The sequence below is a fragment of the Chryseobacterium sp. 27AL genome (assembly GCF_057815395.1).
On sequence record NZ_JBYRIW010000016.1, the window covers coordinates 46,465 to 68,610 of the forward strand.

15 protein-coding genes are annotated in these 22,146 nt (G+C 38.6%); all 15 read right to left on the minus strand.

Translation table 11 applies throughout. The features are described from left to right. Nucleotides 1-12 precede the first annotated feature (12 nt). The 15 genes from AC3WV0_RS16435 to tssR all read right to left on the minus strand — a co-directional run bounded on the left by AC3WV0_RS16435 (nucleotide 13) and on the right by tssR (nucleotide 22,134). On the minus strand, nucleotides 13-1,272 hold the full coding sequence (locus tag AC3WV0_RS16435) for a tetratricopeptide repeat protein (protein WP_488847158.1): 1,260 nt from the start codon (nucleotides 1,270-1,272) through the stop codon (nucleotides 13-15). Nucleotides 1,273-1,458: 186 nt separating this feature from the next. After that, nucleotides 1,459-3,624: a type VI secretion system Vgr family protein gene (locus AC3WV0_RS16440; protein WP_488847159.1), complete on the minus strand. Its 2,166-nt coding sequence runs from the start codon at nucleotides 3,622-3,624 to the stop codon at nucleotides 1,459-1,461. 217 nt (nucleotides 3,625-3,841) lie between these two features. After that, nucleotides 3,842-4,252: a type VI secretion system tube protein TssD gene (gene tssD / locus AC3WV0_RS16445; protein WP_029296847.1), complete on the minus strand. Its 411-nt coding sequence runs from the start codon at nucleotides 4,250-4,252 to the stop codon at nucleotides 3,842-3,844. Between the two features lie 355 nt (nucleotides 4,253-4,607). After that, complete coding sequence (locus AC3WV0_RS16450) at nucleotides 4,608-5,681, minus strand: DUF2931 family protein (RefSeq protein ID WP_488847160.1); 1,074 nt, start codon at nucleotides 5,679-5,681, stop codon at nucleotides 4,608-4,610. Beyond that, nucleotides 5,674-7,302, minus strand: coding sequence for a T6SS phospholipase effector Tle1-like catalytic domain-containing protein (locus tag AC3WV0_RS16455; RefSeq protein ID WP_488847161.1), 1,629 nt, complete (start codon nucleotides 7,300-7,302; stop codon nucleotides 5,674-5,676). Before AC3WV0_RS16455 ends, AC3WV0_RS16450 begins: the two co-directional genes overlap by 8 nt. 2 nt (nucleotides 7,303-7,304) lie before the next feature. Next, a complete protein-coding gene (locus AC3WV0_RS16460; protein WP_488847162.1) occupies nucleotides 7,305-9,242 on the minus strand; it encodes a type VI secretion system Vgr family protein in 1,938 nt (645 codons plus the stop codon). 45 nt (nucleotides 9,243-9,287) lie between these two features. Continuing rightward, entirely contained in the window at nucleotides 9,288-10,157 is an 870-nt protein-coding gene (locus AC3WV0_RS16465; protein WP_488847163.1) for a lytic transglycosylase domain-containing protein, read from the minus strand. A gap of 43 nt (nucleotides 10,158-10,200) precedes the next feature. After that, nucleotides 10,201-12,696: an ATP-dependent Clp protease ATP-binding subunit gene (locus tag AC3WV0_RS16470; RefSeq protein ID WP_488847164.1), complete on the minus strand. Its 2,496-nt coding sequence runs from the start codon at nucleotides 12,694-12,696 to the stop codon at nucleotides 10,201-10,203. Nucleotides 12,697-12,965: 269 nt separating this feature from the next. Next, nucleotides 12,966-13,370: a type VI secretion system tube protein TssD gene (tssD, locus tag AC3WV0_RS16475; protein WP_029296853.1), complete on the minus strand. Its 405-nt coding sequence runs from the start codon at nucleotides 13,368-13,370 to the stop codon at nucleotides 12,966-12,968. A gap of 189 nt (nucleotides 13,371-13,559) precedes the next feature. Continuing rightward, nucleotides 13,560-14,522, minus strand: a complete 963-nt coding sequence (locus tag AC3WV0_RS16480) for a hypothetical protein (RefSeq protein WP_488847165.1) — start codon at nucleotides 14,520-14,522, stop codon at nucleotides 13,560-13,562. 84 nt (nucleotides 14,523-14,606) lie between these two features. Then, complete coding sequence (locus tag AC3WV0_RS16485) at nucleotides 14,607-15,137, minus strand: hypothetical protein (protein WP_488847166.1); 531 nt, start codon at nucleotides 15,135-15,137, stop codon at nucleotides 14,607-14,609. Between the two features lie 155 nt (nucleotides 15,138-15,292). Then, nucleotides 15,293-15,952, minus strand: coding sequence for a hypothetical protein (locus AC3WV0_RS16490; RefSeq protein WP_488847167.1), 660 nt, complete (start codon nucleotides 15,950-15,952; stop codon nucleotides 15,293-15,295). A 17-nt stretch (nucleotides 15,953-15,969) separates the two neighbouring features. Continuing rightward, on the minus strand, nucleotides 15,970-19,113 hold the full coding sequence (locus AC3WV0_RS16495; protein ID WP_488847168.1) for a peptidoglycan DD-metalloendopeptidase family protein: 3,144 nt from the start codon (nucleotides 19,111-19,113) through the stop codon (nucleotides 15,970-15,972). A 22-nt stretch (nucleotides 19,114-19,135) separates the two neighbouring features. Further along, nucleotides 19,136-19,639: a DUF4280 domain-containing protein gene (locus AC3WV0_RS16500; protein ID WP_488847169.1), complete on the minus strand. Its 504-nt coding sequence runs from the start codon at nucleotides 19,637-19,639 to the stop codon at nucleotides 19,136-19,138. A 95-nt stretch (nucleotides 19,640-19,734) separates the two neighbouring features. After that, the gene (gene tssR, locus AC3WV0_RS16505) at nucleotides 19,735-22,134 is read right to left on the minus strand and encodes a type VI secretion system protein TssR domain-containing protein (protein WP_488847170.1); all 2,400 of its coding nucleotides are present in this window, start codon (nucleotides 22,132-22,134) and stop codon (nucleotides 19,735-19,737) included. Between the last annotated feature and the right edge of the window lie 12 nt (nucleotides 22,135-22,146).

The window sequence follows — 22,146 nt, forward strand, 5'->3', positions numbered from 1 at the left end:
AATTTCATTTATTTAATCATATTTTGGCTTCTCAACACTTACTTTCCAGTCTTCCCCAAAATAATTTTTCATTTCTTTATCTAAAGCATCTTTCTTTTCTGTATCATTTTCATATTTAATCATCAGCATGGAAGCAACAAATTTCAGACTGCTGGATTCTCTTGTGGAAGGCTCCATTAATCTTGCGGTTTCCAGACATTTTTCGAAATAACGAATCATCTTATCTCTGGTGAGAACCGTATCATTTAATGTTCCTACAATTCTGTAACACTCAATCGCCATCGCATATTCACCGATTTTTAATGCAATATCAGCGGCTTTTTCGAATGCCTTTTCTGCCTTTGCTTTTTTTGAATTACCCAGACAATAGCTACCGTAATTCATATACATCTGAATTTCCAGCGGAGAATCAGGTTCTACCTCTTCAAATATTTTTTGATACGTATCTTCGGCTTTTTCCTTTTTTTTGTCCACTACGTAAGCCTGTGTCAGCATAAAATAAGCGGAAATTTCACCTTGTTTGTTATTTTGCTCTCTGGCTAATTTTACGGCGTTTTTTAAAGAAAATTCAGCCTCTTTATATCTTCCTTTACTCAAATGATTGCTCGCTATGAGAATCTGCTGCTGAAAATCGGTGTCTGCACTGTTTTTCTTTCTGTTGGTATGTGCTGCGGTATTCTGCATCAGCTGGTGAATATCAACCTCAACCCTGAAGCTGTGTGCAGATGGATTCTCTGGTAATGTTTTGTATGTATGATGTTCTGCCCATACCAATTTGATATCCTGGTTTCCTGATTTTTCACAGATTTCACACCATTCTTTTACCCAAACTGACAATTCTTCGATATTGCTGATCCTTACCGGAGCGATATACAGAAAGATCTTCGAATTCTTGATCGTTGGAAAATTTTTCTTTACATCCAACAGCGGAAAAAATGCTTTACAGGCATCGGTTTTAAACTTATTTTCAGAAATCGTAAGCCCCCATTCCGGAATATTTTCCTGGCTTTTTTCAAGCATCTCATAATATTCTTTCCATTCTTCAAATAAAGCCTGACCGTAAGAATCCATTCCATTAAACTCCTGATAATGAATAAGGAAAATATCTTCATCATCATAATCTTCGGAAAGTCTTGATTTTATAAATCCGTCAAAAAGATCAGTTTCATGTTTTTCCCCTAAGGCAATGAACATGGGCTTTCCTGCGTTATTTTTAACGACATTCTGCCATTTTCTTTTTAATTTTACCAGCTCCAGATCTACGGGATTCATTAATTTTAATTTTTAGTTTTGAACGCAGAGACGTTTCCTTAATTTAAGTTTGAATTATTTTTAAACATTAAGAAATTAAGTCTATTCTTATTCTTAAAACCTGAAATACTTCATGTTAAAAGAGAAAAAAAAAAGTTTATTTTAATTAAGGAAAGTTTAAAATTTCAAATAAAATTTAACAAAGATTTAATTCAGTTTTACCGTTCCGCTTACGATATTGGTTTCGCTTCCTCCTCCAATGTTGACCTTGGCACTGCTCAGATTGGCTTCAGTCTTCGCTCCCATGGAAAGAGTGGTTGTTCCGACATCTAATGTTGTTGATTCAATACCGATTCCCGATGTTGGGCTTCCCCCTTCGGGACCAACTCCAATTCCTATGCTTGCTGTTCCTCCAACACCGATATTGTCTCCCTGAACAATAATTTCCTTCCCTTTGATCATAATATTTCCATCTTTATCCATGACAATAGAACTGCTTCCGCACGTCAGGGCAATAGAAATTTTACTATCAATACTTATATTTCCCGCACCATCAAGGAAAACCGTATTCTGATCCTTATCTCTTACCGTCATGCCGCCACCATCGTCGAGGCTGATGGTATGCCCGCTTTTACTGCTTAAGCTTTTAATATTATTTCCGGTACCGCCGCCGCCGCCGACTCCACCGTGGAACATTCCGCCCATCACGAAAGGCCTGTCCGGATGCTGGTGTGCAAAATTGACCACTACCTGATCGCCAACTTCGGGAATGGCTACAAATCCACGGTTTTTGCTTACCTTTTCACTGCCTCCTCCATCGGGAGTCATAACGCGGATATATTCTGTGGTGGTTGATCCGTTCTGCCAGTCAAACTGTACCTGTACCCTTCCCTGATTCAGTGGATCAGTATTAGAAATTACTTTGGCAAACTGTGCATCTGCTTTTGGAAACTGAAATTCAGGACGGGGAATAAAGCCTGTATCTGAAGCAATAGCATCGAACGTCCCCATATAGTACCCCCTAGCATCTACCTCATGATGAACCTCGGTAATCATTAATTTGGTAAAATACGAGGTTTCATTACTTTCATTTTTCCGCATTTCAATATCAGCGACACAGCCGGGATAAAGAAAAGGAACCGTGGTTGTTCCTGAGGTTACAAACACATCTGAAGCCTTGCTGCCGGCTGTTCCTTTCTGAGAAGTTTCCACATCCATAAAAGATGCAGCTTTGATAGGAGCAACTCTTAATGAAGGTGTTGTAAATGTTTTTTCTGAAATTTCATAAGCCCGTTTTGGGATATCTGAAGTATGGGTAATTTTGGAGCTGCCTGTTGTTAATTTTTCATTTTTACTGCTGTTATAGCCATAAAAACTAGGATTCACATGCTGAGCTTTCATTCTTATTTTAACATCGTTGACGCTGCTTCCGTACGTAAGCTTTACAGGCTGTTCCTGCGGGGGCAGTTTTCCGAAGTGGAGGACTTCGCCATCATAATAAAACTGTTCTCCGTAGGCTTCTGCTATTCTTGCTAAATAGTTATAGTGGGTCTCTTCATATTGTGAGCTATAAGAGACGTTTCCGTGCTGAGCATCTACCCGGAAATCAAACTTTCCGTTTCCGAGGCCTTCTTTAATGACCTGATCTGCAATACTGTTAAGACTGATTTCCTGGCCACCGCCAAAGCTTTGTATATGCGGTGCAGCATCCAGAAGAACGGTCGGACTGTATCCGGTGAGCACAATATTTCCCAGACTGCCTTTTTCCTGACTGAATCCGACTTCCGTAATAATGCCTATAAAGCTTCTTTCAGGACCGTCTTCAACGTCTTTATATTTAAAAACAACTGTAATTCTTTTTCCTAAAAAACTTTGGGCTTCTTCAAGATTGTGATTTTCTGCATTTCCCAGTGTGTCATGGGCCAGCATCAGACTGAATTCGTGATGTCTGACAGCACTTTGATCCAGGCGGAAGTGTTTGAAATGTTTTACAGGCTTACCTTCTACTAAGATATCAAGCTTTACTACGCGGTTAATTCCCTGAATCTGGCTTTCAGGGATTGCATTGGCATTATGTATTTTTGATGTCGGCTGCTGAGACCAGACTTTATTTTCTACCAGTGTGGGGGAATTGGGCTGTAATTTTTGGTTGAGAAGCATTCCGGATGTGCTTTGTACAACTCCGGTATAAGCCTGTGCCTGAGCCATTTTTTGCGTTACCTGATCTGCGGTGCCTTTTGTTTTTTCCTGAATCTTTTCTGTAGCTTTATTTACTGCCTGGTTTTCTGCCATTTTTTTGATTTCTCCCATAGGTTTTATATTGGAAGACGCTCCTGCAGAAGATATTTTCGGTGTATTATCATCCTGAAACATAGCCTTAAAATTTTGGTTGATGGTATTTTTTATTTTAACATGCTAAAATTTACCTGATAATAAATCAAATAAACCCATTATCCTATTGATAATTAAATGCTGATTTGCCGTTGACAGGCAGAAATAATTAATTCAAAATAAAAAAAACAGAATAGCTACTCCGACGAGCTGAGCTATTCTGTAACCAATTTTATTTTTTACTAAGATGATTGTAGGTTTAGTTACCGCTGCTTGGCCAAAGCCCTTCGTACTTGGAGTTACCGTAATCAATAGTTTCAGCGCTTACCACAAAGCTGATCAGCATGCTGTTTTCGTCTACGGCATCGAAGTCTACTTCGTGCTGGATCACGTATCCGTTTTCCCAATTAAGCGTAATAAGAGTTCCTTCTTCGTGAGATTTATTGAAAGTGATTTCACCTGTTGTAGGCTTGTACTTTCCGTTGAGTAAGCTTTCAAGAATGTCTGATTTTTCAGTAGCTTCCACTGTAACTTTAATCAATGCGTTTGAAGGGTCTGAAGCTACTCTACCAGATACGTCAGTAGATCTTGAAACACTGTAGTTCAGCTTTAATAATTTTTGACCTTCGCCTCCGTTGAATTTTAAAATTCCTCTTGAATTTGTTGCCATGATTCGTAAATTTTAATCGTTAATAATATTTTGTGATTTGGTTGGTTTGTCTGATTTGTTGAGTCAAAGATAGATCACAAATTTGTATTCTAAAAGTTTTGGAATATTAATTTTTATTTTTGTCGTAATTCTACGATTTGATGTCGTAATTCTACGATAAAAGATATATTTACAACCATAAAAAATTATATATCAATATATTAAACCCTTAAATGTATAAATAATTCTAATAATTAATTACACAAAAAAGGGAAATATTAAGATTATATTAACCTTTTTTTAAACCTAATTAAGAAAAATCCGGCAGTGAATTTACTCTGCCGGAATTGAGTTTTAATGACTATAAAGTTATGTTTTAATAAGACTCTTTAAATTTAACATCACTTTGATATATTCTCGTACTGTCAGCTGGAACCGGGCGGTTATTAATTAAAATCTCCATGCTGTTGTTATCAGGAGCTATTTTAAAATCGAGTTTAAAATTTTTGCCCGCTTTTTCAAACTGTTCATTCACTTTTTCCCAGCTGAAAAAAGCACGGCCTTCAAAAGCCTGTCCTTTTCCGGTTTCCCAGAAGAAAGAAATTTCTTTAGGAACGGCTCTTTCTTTGACGGCAGGTTTTATTCCCCAAGGGCGAAGCATGATTTCCCTTTCGCCATTATAATATTCAGATTGTATTTTAAATAAGCGGAAACCATTATTTTCTGAGATGATAGAAGGAGCCCATAAGTATCTTTTCTGATAATTCTTCCATTCTTTGGGTGATGCGTCCGGCATGAACATACGTTCTTTAATTTCTTCCCGTGTCTGCGAAATCTTTGAAAACAGCTTATCGGCGTATTTTTTATCGTCTTTTACGACCTCAGCCTGAAATTCACCGAGCTGCACGGAAACATATCCGAATTTAAGCCACACAACAACCATTCCTTTCGGAGCAAATCCAAATACGAGGGTTCCGAATTTATAATAAGACATTCCTGCTTTATTATACTTTTCGTAATAATCAGGCTCATCTTTGATATTTATAAATTCTTTTAACGGCTCATCAGAAGAATCGGATTCGTTGTTGGAATAGGCTCGCTGAACCAAATCCAAAACTTTATCTTTGGGAAAATCTGCTTTAAGGTGATAAAAAATATCTTCGTACCTGGAGAAATATACGATATCAGCTCCTATTGGTGTGCCTCCCTGTTCCGTAAATCCTTTTCCCGAATCGCCCCATGTTCCGGATGAACTTCCGTAAGGCAAACCTGCCGGCACTCCTTCCAATGTGATGATCTTGTCTTCTATAGGGGTGATCATATAGTTGTTCCACGGATGTGAAATCTGCACGTCATAAGTTGGCATAGGCATATCTTTTTTCTTCATATCCTGGCAGTTCATAAACGGGAGCATTCCCAATGCAATAATAAAAGCTTTCCATTTATCCATTTAATATATATCTTTTGCGTTCTGCTGCCGGTCTTGGCCCGGAAAATCTAGGCCCCATACCGAATGAATCAAGATTTGCGGACCAATGCAGATAAAGGTTTCTCAGTTTTTTAACATCAATTTCAGAATCCAGGTAAGAATAACTGCCTGCTCTGCTGATATATTCTCCCGCTGAAGGATGTTTTCCATCATTATATTCTTTTACATACTCATTCCTTAAATTATTACAGGTAGCAATATATTTTGCAGTAAGTTTGTTGCTGATATCCCCGATAAAGCTATCTTTAATCTCATGATCTGCCACTAAGCCTTCATCATATTTCACATCAAATTGTTTGGAGTAATAAAACATATTTTTTAATGATACTTTATCGTATTCATTCGATACATTTCGCTTACCCCAAAGTTTATATTTTACTGTTGCTGTACGTGACGGAATAATGCTGGATTCGATCCATATTTGTTCCGGATTAAACCACCCTTCATCAATTAACATAGTCCTGAATCTTTCACATTCCCGGCTGGAGTTAATTTCCTGATGTAGCAATACTTTTTCTTCCTGATTATTTACATAACCGCCGCCGATATCTGAGTGTACTCCCGGCAAAGTAAGCTGCAATCCCCTGATTCCAGCGCTGTCTATATTGGTAAGGCTGAAGTTATCACGATATTCATCGGATGAAGCCAACTGCAATACAAAAGCCGCATTTCTCACTGCATTTAGCCCAAGCTGTTTAGAGTCATCATCAATAATGCTGAAGCCGAATAATGAAGTTCCCTTATGATTGATACCGAATGAAGCAACCGTATCATAGAGACCAACAAAATTAAAACGTACCGTTTTAACCTGAATTTTCTGCTGAATGAGGCAGGCGCCAAAATATCCATATTTGAGTAATGGGAAATCCTGTTCATTAACAATAATGTATTGTGATGATTCGGGTTCTGTATCTGATTTTTCGTAGGCTTCAGGCGGATAAACAAGGATCTGCTTGTCTGAAATCATCTGCGAGTTGGCAGTTGTCCCTGCAATATGCAAAAAATGGCGCGCCGCAGCCGCTCCCCTGCTGAATCCATATACGTTGACGGTAAGAACATCAATTTTCTTACCCTGGAATTTTCTTTGAATAGTTTCTGCACCTTTCACACAGCCTTTTGTTGCCTTAGCTTTCACTCCTCTGGCACTTACTCCCATTCCCGCTCCGCGTATAGGAAGTCCCAATGTATCATTGTCTGATTTATTATCTACCGTTCCGATTCCTTCCACATAGTAAGATACCTGATTCTGAGCATTCGAATCAATACAATCATAGCCCCTGGCTACATTACTGAAATCATTGGCATAGCTGCCTTCCGGATTCGCCTGCCGTGCGCCTGCCTGTGTGTTTGTTTTATTATTAAGCGTTCCATCGAAGAACAAGTTCAGCGTTACATCAATAGTATTAACAGGCTTGTCATTGGGGTTGATTTTCTGAGCCGGATTGTAGCTTACCCCCGTCTCTTTTCCTTTCTGCTCCACCGACACTGCGCTGTTGTGGCTGATGCCTTCTTTAGCGTAGGCTTTGTAATTACCACCTGTCTGGGTGACAACTTTGCCTTCTACAAAATACTCGATGCTCATGACTAGTAATTTTTAGATTTCTCTCCGCTGTTGTTCTGCACTTCCTTTTCCGAATGATGTTCTACTTTGCCTTCGCTGCTGACCTGAACACCTTTCATAGAAGTCAGCTTATGTTCTTTTTCGCCATACACTTCCATATCTCCTTTTACATAGTGGCTCATTTTTCCAACCACATTGGTCATGAAATCGGCACCGGTAGAGAGATATTTCATAGAACCTACGCTTTCAGTATGATTAACCATAATGGTGTCAGATTTATTCATTCCGACATTGGTGGTCATATTCATGCCAACATTGATATTCATATTCTTACAATTCAATGTCATTGTTTCGGGAGCGGTGATGGTAATATTGCTTCCGGTGGTATCTAAATGAATTTCGTTTCCTGATTTATCGGTAATAACAATACTTTCATCTTCTGTAAAAATGATTCTGTGGCCGCTTCTGGTCTGTATTGATTTCACCCTGTTATCTGCTCCGCCGCCAAGTCCTACTCCGCCATGAAACATTCCTCCCATGACGAATGGTCTGTCGGGATGGCTATGCACAAAATTTACCATGACCTGATCGCCAACTTCAGGAATCGCTACATATCCCCTGTTTTGAGTAATCTTATCAGTTCCTCCCGCGTCAGGGCTCATCATCCGGATAAAGTGGGTAGTATCGTTATTCTGCCAGTCAAATCTTACCTGTACTCTTCCCTGACCTTCAGGATCTGCATTAGAAATAACGGTTGCAATTTGCGGTTCTGCTTTCGGAACTTTAAATTCAGGTTTGGGTAAAAATCCTGTATCAGAAGCAATCCCTTCGAAGCTGCCGGTGTAATGCCCTCTTGTATCCACTTCATGAGAAACTTCCGTTACCATAATCCTGGTGAAATAAGAAGATTCATTGGTATCGATTTTCCGCATCTGTACATCAACCACGCAGCCGGGATGTAAAAAAGGAACCGTGGTATTTCCGGATAAAGAAAATACATTCACTGCCTGGCTTCCCGACGTGCTTTTCTGTGAATATTCTACATCAAGATGAGTTGTTGCTTTAATTGGCGCAACCTGAAGAGCCGGAGTTTTATAAATTTTTTCATTGTGAGCGTAAGCAGTTTTTGCTAAATCTCCCACATGCTGAATCGGTGTATCGCCGGAGGTTAATTTCTCATTCTTGCTGCTGTTGTAGCCATAAAATTGTGGTTTTATGTGAACAGCTTTCAATTCAACTCTGATATCGTTCGCGCTGCTTCCGTACGTTAATTTAATGGGCTTATTCTGTGGAGGAAGTTTCCCGAAATGAAGCACTTCTCCATCATAATAAAACTGTTCGCCATACGCTTCTGCCATTCTTGCGAGATAGTTATAATGTGTCTCATCATACTGGCTGCTGTAAATGATCTGTGAATAATCATTAGTATCTACTCTTACATCAAAACGGCTCGTGTCAATCCCCTGTTTGATTACTTCATTGGCGATAATTCCCATATTCACGGCAGATCCACCTCCAAAACTTTGAACGTGAGGCGCTCCATCCAACAAAATGGTCGGGCTGTACCCTTTCAAAACAATATTCCCGAGACTCATCCTTTCCTGGCTGAATCCGACGCCTGTAATAACGCCTACAAACGTCCTTTCAGGACTGTTGTCTATGTCTTTGTATGAAATAACAACCGTGAGTCGTTTTCCCAAAAATTTATTGGCCTCCTCAAGAGTATGGGTCTGCCTGTCGCCTAATGCATCATGAGCCAGTGTAAGGCTGAATTCGTGATGTTTTCCGGTACTTTGCGTCAGTTTAAAATGTTTATAATATTTAATGACTTTCCCTTCGATGACAATAGAAAGCTTTACCAGCCGGTTGATACCTGCATGATGATTCTCCGAAATTCCGTCGGCATTCTGAGATGGACGAAATGAAGGATTTGTAAGTATATTTTGTGATTCTGTTTTCATATTACCTGTAATTTGATAGGTTAAACATTATCGCTTGGTGTTCTATTATTTGGTGTTTATGGCGTGTGTCTCTTTGATTGATCTGGAGAGAATTTTATTTTTCCTTAATAAAAAGTCGGGCATGATATCTTTCGGTAAATACAGGGTTCCTTCTCCTTTATCCTGAAGCTCCTGTGAAATTTCGGGATTCCAGGAGAGAAGTCTGCTAACGTCGAGGTCAAGCTCATCGGCAATGACATTTAAATTAAACCCTGCATTAATATCTGTTTCTGCCATCTGTTCGTTATTTTTTCCACTTCCTCCATTCACGAAAAATACAGTATTCATTCGGGAAGAATTATAATTACTCAAAACACTTTGCAGTTCGCCGGTGGCATAGCAGGCATTCAGATATTTTTTGACATGATTAATTGTTTCTTCCGGTAAAAATTTATAAAATATATGATACTGAGATGAATTAGCTGCTGCCATAGCTTTCGCAATATTTCCCTCACCACAATTGTAAGCGGCAACTACGGTAACCCAATTGTTATATTTTTTATATAAATTCGTCAGCGAGATAACTGCTGTCTTTGTACTTTTATACAGATCATTCCTGTTCTGTTGGGTAAGCCCGTATTGGTTCGCATGAGATGTCATAAATTGCCATACACCTACTGCGCCCGCACCTGAAGTAATATTTCTGTTAAAATGAGACTCAATCAATGCCAGATTCCTGAGATGCTTCGGCAAGCCTTTTTGTACGAGAGAATATTCGATGAACTCTACAATTTCCTTGTTACCACTGATGATACTTTTATATCGTCTCACACTGTTCTCCGAAGTATCAGAAGCAGCAAGAAACTGTGCATTCATAATCTGTGAACACACCAGTAATATTCCTGCCAGGATGATATTTTTGAGATTTGGTTTCATATCTTATTAACGTAAATAAGAAATTTAACGTATATTATTTTATTTATTCCACTTTCCAGCTTAATTTTTCCTCTTCCTGATTCCAGTCTACATGAATGGTCTGTCCGGATTTTACTTCTTCACGAACAATCATCTTAGAGATCGGCCTTGCGAGTTGTGACCTAATAACTCCCGAAATCTGCCTTGCTCCATATCTGCTACTAAAGCCGCCTAATGCAAGGTTTTTCACAGCTTCATCTGAAATTTTCAGCGCAATTCCCAATCTTGTTAATGATGTGTGAAGTGATTTTAACTGAATATTAAAAATCCTTTCAGCTATGGATTCTGTGATCGGGGCAAAAGGAATAATCTCAGTGATTCTCGCCAGAAATTCAGGCCTGAAACGTCCCGAATTTGACATAATCTGCATTAAAGAAGATGATTCAGGAACTTTGCCTTCTTCAAACTGTTTTACAATTTCTTCACTTCCGATGTTTGACGTAAATAAGATCAAAGCATTACTGAAATCTCCTTCTTTTCCAAGCTTGTCATGTACTTTCCCTTCATCCATGATCTGTAAAAACACGTCAAAAACCGAATGGTGTGCTTTTTCAATTTCATCAAATAAAACTACCGTGTAAGGCTGCTGTCTTATTTTATTAACCAACATTCCTCCCTCTTCATAACCGACATATCCCGGAGGCGCACCATAAAGCAGTGCCGCTGAATGTTCTTCTTTAAACTCCGACATATCGAAACGAACCATTGCCTTTTCATCATTGAAAAGAAGTTCTGCCATGGATTTTGCCAATTCTGTTTTTCCGGTTCCGGTTGGTCCCAGAAGAAAGAATGAACCGATCGGCTGTCCCGGTTTGTTCAATCCGCTGCGGTTTTCTACGATCGCATCAGAAAGGATCTTCAATGCATGATCCTGTCCGACCACCCTGTTCATGAGAAGCGATTCCATATTGAGAAGCTTTTCTTTTTCCTGTGCCTGAATTTTTCCGATCGGGATATTTGTTTTTGCGGCCATTACTGCAGCCAGCTCGAGACGGTCAACTTTTTCTCTTTTTTTTGCTGCATGCTGTAAAAGTTCAGCATAAGTATCTTCTATTGTTTTCTGTATCTGCTCCACCGGCATGGAGTTGTCAATCTGAGGCTGCTCACTCAAAGATCCCCATAAAATCGGGCTGATTTTGTCTCTCAACAAATTGTAAGTCCAGATCAGCTCATCGGCTTTATCTTTATCATCAAAAAATTCTTCATTAAGAATTTCATCATATCTGTTTTTCCAGCTTTCAAGCTCTTTTTCCGAAAGCTCATCAAGCATTTTTATTGCGGCCATTGTTCGGTCCAGCAAATCAATCGCTGCATCCGGTAATTTTTTACCTTTAGCATACCGTTTAGCAAGGCGTACACATTCCGGGAGAGCGGTTTTTTCCACTTCAATTCCGTGATGTTTTTTATATCCTTCAAGCAGAACATCAATCATTTTAACGCAGGTCTTTTCGTCAGGTTCATTTACCGTAAGCACTTCAAAACGTCTGTTAAAAGCCTGCTCAGGTTCTATAATTTTCCTGTATTCTTCCTGTGTCGTCGCTCCAATTACGGTAATTTCGCCTCTAGCCAATTCGGGTTTCAAAAGATTCGCTACATTTCCGATGCTTCCTTTCGGATCGAGAAGTGTATGAATTTCATCAATAAAAAGAATGGCTTTTTCTATTTTTTTGCATTCGTTAATCACTTTTTTGAGACGGTCTTCAATTTCGCCTTTGTAGGAAGTTCCGGCTAATAAAGCGCCAGTGTCCAATTCCAGCAATGTTCCATTTTTAAGCATTTCGGGAACATTTCCTTTTGTAATTTCGATAGCAAAACCTTCCACCAATGCTGTTTTTCCAACTCCCGGCTCGCCGATAATAATAACATTCGGCTTACTTCTTCTGCAGAGTATTTCCACCAGCATTCTCAGCTCTTTATCTCTACCGATAATGTTTTCCAACTCTCCTTTTCTGGCCTGTGCTGTTCTGTCTATACAATAGTTTTTAATGGACGGAAAAGAATTATCAGAATACTCTGATCCGTTTGAAAAAATAGAAGAGAATTCCTGATCTGCAGCGCTTTCGTATGGTGTATCTTTCCTGTAAAGATTGAATATTTCATGTTCTCTGAGAGGAAGTGATTTCAGCTGTTGCAGCGAAAAGGCTACTTGCGGTTTTACAATAGCCGTAAGTATACAAATTGGTGTAATTTCGTCCAAACCCAGCTTTAAACGGATATCATCTGCCTCTTCCACAATCGTATCTACTGTGTCATCTTCTTTTACCTCATCGGGAAGATGTGAGGTTTTGGGATAATCTTCAATTCGGACATCTGCCCATTCGTAGAAATATCCGGGATCTTTATCAATGCTTTTCAGAAAATCCGAAAGTCCGATGTCTTTATGCATCAAAGCCTGAAGAATGTGCGGACCACCATAAGTTCCGTTATAATTTTCTTTCGCGATGGACTGTGCAATATGAAACAGCTGCTTTACCGTATCGTTGGTTACTAGTACTCCCATTGTGTATTTTTCAAATTAATATTCTCTTGTGGTGTGATAATTTTCACCGAGTATGTTTTCGCTAAACAGCAGCAAAAATTAATCCATAATTGGCTGAAATTTTACCTTTTACTAATATATCAGTTTTTTTTGAGAAGATGAAATTCTTCGTTACTGTGAACTAAATAATATTATTTGAAACATAATAGTTTTCTGCTCATAATGGTAAAAAAAGACCGCCTTGTGATGACAGTCTTTCCCTTATGAATATTAAATTACGTTGAGTTTTTTTAGCTTGAAGGCCAAAGTCCTTCGTACTTGGAATTTCCGTAATCTATTGTTTCAGCACTGATAATAAAGCTGATCAGCATGCTGTTTTCGTCTACGGCATCGAAGTCTACTTCGTGTTGGATCACATATCCGTTTTCCCAGTTTAGGGTAATCAAGGTACCTTCTTCGTGAGATTTATTAAAAGTGATTTCGCCTGTTGTAGGTTTGTATTTTCCGTTCAGTAAGCTTTCCAGAATATCTGATTTTTCAGTTGCTTCTACGGTTACTTTGATGATTGCGTTGGAAGGATCTGAAGCTACTCTTCCCGATACATCTGTCGATCTGGATACGCTGTAGTTCAGCTTTAATAATTTCTGACCTTCTCCTCCATTGAATTTAAGAATTCCTCTTGAATTTGCTGCCATGATGGTAAATTTTAATCGTTAATAATATTTTGTGATTCGGTGATTGTGTGTAACAAAGGTAAGAGGGTAAAGTTTCTTAGAAAAGTTTTTTCACCACTATCTGATATTTTGTAGTAATACTACGATTTGATGTCGTAATTCTACGACAAATGATTTGACATACTTTTAACATTGCTCTATTGATGAGACTTATGATAATTCTGTCATAGTAAAAAAACTGGAATTTTCAATCCCAAATTGAGAGATAACATAGCTTATATCGACACTTTTAACCAATCCAGTTTTTGTATACAATGTATATTTTCCGGAAAACTCTATGCCACTTTCAGAGTTTTCAAGATTCTGAATTATCACGATTTCATTATTATATTCCGGATTTTCAATTTTCTGTCGAAGAATGACATCCGTATTTTCTTCTCCTATTGTTTGGTGAAGGAATGATTTTCCATTAGCAAAGGGATTTCTTACCGATGCAAAATAATTTTTAATAAAGACATCATTCTTCATCCTTGAATTAAATATATCTCTGTCCAGCACTGCCCTTTCAAACTCATTAAGGTAAATATTCGCGTACTGATCCGGAAAAAGATCTGCTAACCGCTTTTTAATCTTCGCAAAATTATCCGCCGTCTGCTGAGTAAGTCTTATGCTTACAACATTTCCTTTGAGATCGGTTTTAACTTCTAACGGATTAAGAGAACGGATCGATTCTGAAGCCAGATCTGCCATCATATTTCCCTGGCCCTCTGAAAAATTATTTTTAAAAAGGTGAAAAATATGAAATCCGTTTTCGTTTCCCATCCATTTTACAGAAACGGTATAGGTAAGAATGGTATGTTTTTTTTCCAGCGGGTTTTCATAAATTTCTTTGTTAACCACAGAATATATTTTGCTGAAATTTTCAGGATGGAAGGGAATATCAGGATTCAGCTTAGGATTTTTAAAAGGAGCATCGTTCCTGCTGTTGTATTCTTTTATTTTATTGATATCGGGGATCAGAAGTTTTTTCCGTGGAATAAGATCATCATATATAAAATCTTCTCTTGCACAATGTTTATTGTGAAATTCTTTAAGATATTGGGGGTTTTCAAGATTAATTTCTTCAGATATGCTTTCCAGCGTTTCTCCGGAAAGTATAAAATGAACGATCATATATTCTGTTTTGGCTTAACACAATTTAGCGCAAAAATTTTATTTTACAAAATAGTTTCTATGGTATTTTACTACTTGAATACATTACTTTTGCCTTACAAATTCCAGATATTTGTCTCCACATTGCGTAAAATGATCAAATTCATTCATCGAGTTTCCGTAATTCTGAATGACAATTTTATCACCATCATACAGTCCAGCGATTTCGCCCATAACTACTGTAGTAATTTCACCGGTTTTTTCATCAGTTTCAGAAGATACATTTCCAGCTGCAATAATTTTCTTTTTATCCAAAATTTTAAAGCTTGGCTTGCCATCAGAATTTTTAAATTCAATAGAAAATCTTCCTCCGTCGCAATTATTCGCTACAAACGTTCCGTCTACTGTTTTTTTAGATGAGGGTACAGTTGCTTTATCATTATTTTGGTATTCATTGGCGGCAGAATCAGGCTTTGCCGTATCATAATGCTCCACGGGTTTGGAATGCTGATCTATGTTCTGAGAAACAACAGATGAGTCTTTAGTATTTGCTGTATGTTTATCTTCATTTTTTTTGCATGAGATAGCAGAAATACCCATTAATAAACAGATACCGATAAAATTTTTACTGATCATAAAAAATTTTTTATGTGATTGACAAATCAAAAATACCATATTTTTCTATCTGAAAATATTTTATTTGAATTTAAAACAAAAATAGCTTTTCCAACAATAAAAAAAGAGGCCATACACGAAGTATGCCTCTTGATTGTTATTTTATAATGTCAAAATTATTTGATCTTCTTATCTAAACATAAATAATTTCCTTCAGTTCTCAAATTTGCCAAAGGCTTTGAATATCCGGCAATTTTGTCTTTTTTAAATTTCAGCACAAGATCTTTATCTTTCAGTGCAACGTTAATAAAATCTTTCATGTCCGTATTTTCTGAATTGGCCCTGGGTTCTTTTACATAGAATTTATCTACGAGATCCTCCCCATCCAGTACCAACACATAATACCAGGCCGTGCCTATATCAGCCTGACCTTCAATGATAACAACCTCCATATTTTTATTGGCTGAAGACTGATAAGAATAGATGGTGTAACCCGGTCCTTCGTAATTAATATCTGAAAAATCTACATCTGTAATGGCAAAATCCTTTTTTGTAAGCATAAAGCTATTATCAGTTTTATGGATAAGTTTTGTTGCTCCATGAACATAACAGTTTTCATAATCATCTTTTCTGAAAGGACTTACAATATCGAAAGAAGTTTCCCGATCTGCATTTTCCGGTGTTTTTTTATCGTTTTCCGAAGCCTTCAAGTTTGCGGACTGAACAACAGACGATGTTAATTGTTTCTGATCTGCCGACGGTTGCCTGCTGTCTTTACAGCTGAACAAAGTAAGCCCGAACAGTAAAAATAATATTTTAAAAAGCGATTTGTGCATAAATATTTTCTTTAAAATTAAGATCTTGCCTCTTTTACGGCCTGCTGAGCCGGCTGATCTATCGCAGTAAGCCTTACAAAATATGCCGGATTGTATCTGTTCTGCAGACCTGTTCCGTTGCCGGTAGCATTCATTGCAACCTCAAAATGCAAATGCGGATTCGGAACACCACTTGCATTCCCCGTATCACCGGAATAGCAGATGGTTTCGCCGGCAGTTACTTCTCCGCTGGTTTTTACTGCCGATTTTAAATGGGCATACCGAAGATAAAACTTATCAGCATTAATATCAAAACCTGATCCACTTTCAACTTCCGCTGTAAATTCGTGCGTATAATTTCTTTTGGCTTTCCTTAAATCTTCACCGCTGACTTCCAGAACGAGCACATTTCCGTATCCTGCGCTTCCTTCATTTGTATAGCTCACAATCGTTCCGTCCAGACAGGCTTTGCACGGCGTATCTATATCTGCAAAGATATCAAGCCCCTGATGATTTTTAGGAACAGCCTGGCCGTTCACTATTTTTGTTCTCACTGGTCCGAAAGCTCCGTTTTGCTCTTTATGGGCACCACTGGAATTATAATACGTTCTTTGTGGATTATCTATCGGGTCGTGCCATGTAGAATCGCCGCCTTCTACAGGAGAACATGAATTTACCTTAAATACATTAATTCCTTTATCGAAATACGATTTGGCATCTCCTAATCCTGCCAGTCCCGGATTGACGAGCTTTCTCACTTTCTTTACATTATCCAGTGTAGAAACTTTCACAGTGTCTGCTGTTTTCCAGATTTCATGTTTCTCCCAGAATGCAATTGCCGTTAAAACAGCATATTTAGCCTCTTTTACTTTATCCGGATCAGCTTCGAGATCTACATATTCATCAGGGAAAATCTCTCTAATATAGTTCGCAGCACTCCTGTAATTTCCACGTCCTGTAAGCTGTTTAAGACCTCTCCCTCTGAATAAATAGCCGTCGCCACTGGCTTCGTTTCCGTTTCCGTTTCCAAAACCGTTTTCTGCTGCATACATATAATTCATCAGTTTTTTCTGGGGATTTTCGTTGCAATAGATTTCCAGAAGACCTGCAGCATTCAGATTGGCAGCTCTTTGCCCGAAAATACTCAAACTTCGTGATCTTGAGTACCGGAATTTATCCGTTTCTACCATCCAGTCCGGATTAATGCCTAATGTTTCGGCACCGACCTGCGCAAAGAAATGCGCTTTTCTTAGGCATGTATTGATATGGATTTCTTTACCTGAATCAAAAATATATTTGTTCAGATTATCGACCACTTCCTGCCTGAAAGCTTTATGAGCAGGCAAAGCACCATAAAGTTCCTCAATTTGTTCAATGGTAATTTTTTCTGTACATCTCGGGCATTTTTTACCAATCTCGAAATAGGCTCCGTCTTTTTTCAGGAACTCGCCTTCATGTTTTTGTAAATTTCCTGTGCAATCTGCTTTTAGCCATAAATATTCGGTAACGCTTTTATAAACATCAAAGGTAATCTGCTCGTCTTTGTTATACACTTCTTTAGTGAGAGCCTGTTCTATTGCTTCACTTTTCGCAAATTTTTTCTGTTCGGCCAGTTCGGCTTTTATTTTATTGATGATAATTCCTGCGATTCTTCTTTTTTGCTGTGCTGTTGCTGTATTATTTCCGTTTCCTCCGAATGTGTACGTATGAGTTCCGTCTTTTATTCCCGTTAATTTTTCCTTCCATTCTTTCAGCGTATCATCGGATTGCGGGCGGAGCTTTATTTTAACTTTAGCGAGTCCGTTTTCTGCTACTGCTTTCAGCGTTGTGATTTCGGCACCGTTCTCTTTTGCTTCCAATACAGGAAGATTGGCATCTTTTTCAATTAAAACCGGCTCTTTTTCTTTAATATTTATGCTTACTTCCTTACCGTCGAGAAGCATCGTAGTTGCCACTACGTATATTTCTTCTTCCAATGGCGCATTATTTATTCTTACGAATACAGGTCCGAGTTTGTATAAAGCAAAAGAAATGGTTTCACCCTTTGCATAAGAAGTTTGGGTGAGCGCACTTTTTATCGTCTCAAATTTTGCATATTTTTTATCTTTCTTTACAGCAGGGTCTACTTTGCCTTTAATAATCTGTGCAATAGTATCTTTATTGATATTATTGTTGTTTGAAGCAAATGTGTAGGTATAATTACCATCCGCTTCATCGGTTTCCCTGGTGAATTCTTCTTTCGCAAAATAAGCATCAAGAAGACTTTCAGCTTTGGGTTCCTCTACAACACTGGTTGTTTTTCCTTCAGGTTGCTGAGGAGTCGGCTGCTGTTCCGGCTCTATTGTTCCGTTGGTTTGATTAGACACTTCAGGTTGTGCTGCATCCTCTTCTGCTTCGTTTTGTTGCGTTCTTGAAACCGGCTGTTGCTGAGAAGTGTCCGAAGCTCCGGAATTATGTTGTGATGAACTTTGCTGCTGTGTTTGCTGAACAGGTTGTTTATATTCCGGATTCTGCACATCAACCCTATTGGTAGCATGTTTTCTGTTGCTGTAATATTCTACGGTAACATAGAATTCAAGTTTGCCGGGATTGGTTTCACCCTGGGCGGCCTTCTGCATTAAAGCTTTTGTTAATACAAATTCGGATGTTGCGGTTCCGGTTCTGTCGACAATGGCTTCCCTGCTATCTACAAAAAGATTACCGGCATTATGACCGTTTCCAGCGGCATCATCTTCCCATAGTCTGAACACCAGTTTTTTTCCTGTGAGATTTACACACTGGGCTTTCGCAATCAATTTGTCGGTATAGCTGAAAACCGTTCCAGGAGTATCATCAGCATAGCGGAGTTCAACTTTGCTGATCTGCGGAATTCCTGCTGGCTTTGGCGTAATATCTATGGTTGTAGGACCGCTGCCTTCAGGCTCATGCAGATAAGCTTCCAGACGATACGTGTTCTTTGCAGCAACTTCTCCGAAAGTAAAGCTTCCATCTCCTTTCTTTCTGATATTGGTCGTGGTAAAACTTCCGTTGGCTCTTTTTTTGAAAAGTTCCCAGGTTACCGCAGCAGGATTTCTTTCACCGGCAGGTGTCGAAGGATACCAGTCTGTAACCATATAAGTGGTTTTCTCACCAATTGTAGGGGTAGGATTACCTGAAATTTTTGAAACTCCTTTTTTAGACATAGAAAGTGTGTTTTAGGATTAATTAGTAAGCGTCGATTTCACTTTCAAGGACAGTTTCTTTATAGTCCTGCATATTTACAAGCGGATTAATATGCTGTACCGTTTTATTGTCGGCATTTTTCACATTTTTTTTGCTCATCTGCCCTCTCTGGCCATGATCTTTAATCGTGATTTTTCCTCCGATCACGCACTGTAAATCAGATACTTCAGTAACGATTTTCTTACCCGTAATCTTTACTTTATCATAGGTTTTCTGCCATTTTCCGGCGGGCGCATAAGAGCATGGGAGGTTTCCGCCTGAACTGGGCTTCAGCTTGCATTTTCCGAAGCTTGGACCGGAAGGATTAAACTCAAGATCATCTTCTGTAACTGCCAGAAAATCATTGTTGCCATCAGAGTCATTCCAAAAATGTTTCTGATGGGAGGTCACTTTATACTGAGGAAACTGATCACCCTGATCACACTGGGCTTTACCTTTCTGTACGACGAAATGCTTTCCGTCATGAGGAGATGATTGCTGTGACATAATATTTATGATTTGGGTAACATCAAAGATAAAAAATTTACCGGAAAAAAATAAAAAAAAGCGAAATTAATTTCCGCTTTTCATATTATAAGTGACTAATGTTTAGTATATTCGGGTTGTTCCGTGGGCAGCATTGTCGGCATAAAATATTCATTCAGCCAGTAGAATGTCTGTCCGTTCTGCTGAATTTTTACAGCAGGATCATTTCGGTGAGAAAGCATTCTTTCTGCCAGATCTTTATAATGACGGAAATAGTTTCTGGCCGTTTCATTCGTGACAATTTTAGACTTTTTCCAGCCTTTCAGCATGTATTTTGACATCAGCTCTTCTTCTGAATTATCGAAACCAGTACTTACCCCTACGGCATAAGACATCGGCTGCTGATAAAGGTCTCCTTTGTCCAGGAACTTTAAGGTCGGATTATATTTCTTCAGCAGTTTCACAAATTCTCTGACCGCTCTTGCCTGACTGAAATCAGATCTTTCTGCGCCTGTATTTTGATAAACTTCGGTATAGAATAATTTTAAATTATCATATTCTGTTTCGGAGATCAGAATTCCTTTTTCAAGTCCGGGTTTGTAGTCTTTAAGCTCCTTCGGAATATATCCTTTCACCAAAAACGGGCTTCCGTAATTGATAAGCTGGGCTGCAATGCCAGCGGGAACAGGATTTGTAAGACCCGGGTAAAGATATTTGTATTTCAGATCGACATCTGTTCTGCCCGCTCCTACGGATGAATGGAAATAGTCGTTTAAAGACTTATCCAAAGTAGTATTATCTAAAGTAACCTGTGCAATAAGGCTGTCTACAGACTTTTTGAGATATCCGGGAGTTGCAATATCTCCTTTTTTAGGAAAGATAACAAATCCCTGAGACATACTCTGTTTTGGATAATCCAGCGAGAAGAAACCTTCGTCTCCTTCTACGAGATTAAAATTATTTTTCGTTAAAACATCATTTTGATTGATGATTTTCTGCTTTTTGAGTTCAGCGATATTCTTGGCTGTGTTGGTTACCACATTTTCTGCCATTAATACAAAATCGTTGTATGTATCTGATGACCTTGAGCTCGTCTGGAACATGATCAGTCTCGCCTGAGCCTGTGTAAGGGAATTAATTACACCATACATATTCCCGCTCTGCGCCGACGAAGTTCCTACGGTAACAACGATATTGGTTTCATCAGGAAAATTGGACAACAGATTTCCGGCTGCCATCAGGCCTTCATTTACCGGCTGATATCCGCTGTTGCTTGCGCAGTTCATTTCGTTGGTCTTCTGATCGATGAATGTTGTAATTTTACTGTAATCTGTATTCAGGGGAGAAACCGCCACATTATCACCGCAAGGATTATTTTTATATAAAACAACGCCATATTTCACCTGATTAAAATAAGAAGGCTTTTCAAACCTTAGCTGTAAATCCTGAAGCAAAGATTTTACAATCGGTGCATACGGTGCATTGGGAGCACTGATATCCAGGGTAAATACAATATTTATTTTCTTGTTTTTCTCTGTGATTTCCCGGTATCGGTCAAAATAAATAGGTTCACCTAAAACATTGAAAACATAATTTTTACTGTAATCCAGAATATTGGTAAAATATTTGGTTTTGGAATCCGGAGCCGGCGTTTCATTCAATGGTAAAGTTACCGGGAAAATATTCTCAAGAGGTGTTCTCTTGTTGACATCGGTAAGAAGAACGGCAGTTTTATTTTCAGAATCATTTCCGCCCGGAGATCCTTCGTGGATTCCCAAAGTGGTTTCCGTAATTCCGGTGGTATTTTTCATTTTAACGGCAGAACGTTCTCCCCAACTGGAAATAACGTTTGAACTTACCCATCCGTAAAGGCTTGTGCTTATGCTGTCTATATCAATCGAGGGCTTTTTACCTACCAAAAATCTTTTGTTGTTCTCAGCCTGTTTATAAACATATACCATCTGGCCATTCGGAATCTTCACATTGGCCTGTTCGATAAGGCTCGGTGAATTGAACACCATGATCGAGTCATTTTTATAATATCTTTCAGAATTTCTGATCACTTCACTGTTGCTTGGTACTACAGCAACTTTAACCGGAAATCCTGTTTTTTCGCTTTTCAACGAGTTGCTCCATAAAAGAAGATCAGATTCCGGGATCCAGCCGTAGGTTTTTACCTGTTTAGATGAAACCTTTTTCATTAAAGCGTCAGGAATATATTCCGCAACTTTTACCATTCCGTCGCGGTGCTTTAGGACCATTAATGGCTCGAGAAATTTAACTTCTTTATATGATTTTTCGTCACTTTTATCCAGATAAGCGGTGTTTCTGGAGCGATCCGAAATTGCAATCCATGGAACTGCTTTTTTAGGAAAGCCATTAACTACAGGTGAATTATCAACCTGCCCGTAATGTGACGGTTCTGGAGTTCTTTTTGACGGCAATTTTACCTGACAGGCTGTCAGCAATACCGAAATTCCGATATAATATGCTGCTAGAGGAAGTTTATTTTTCATCCTTTTTATCTT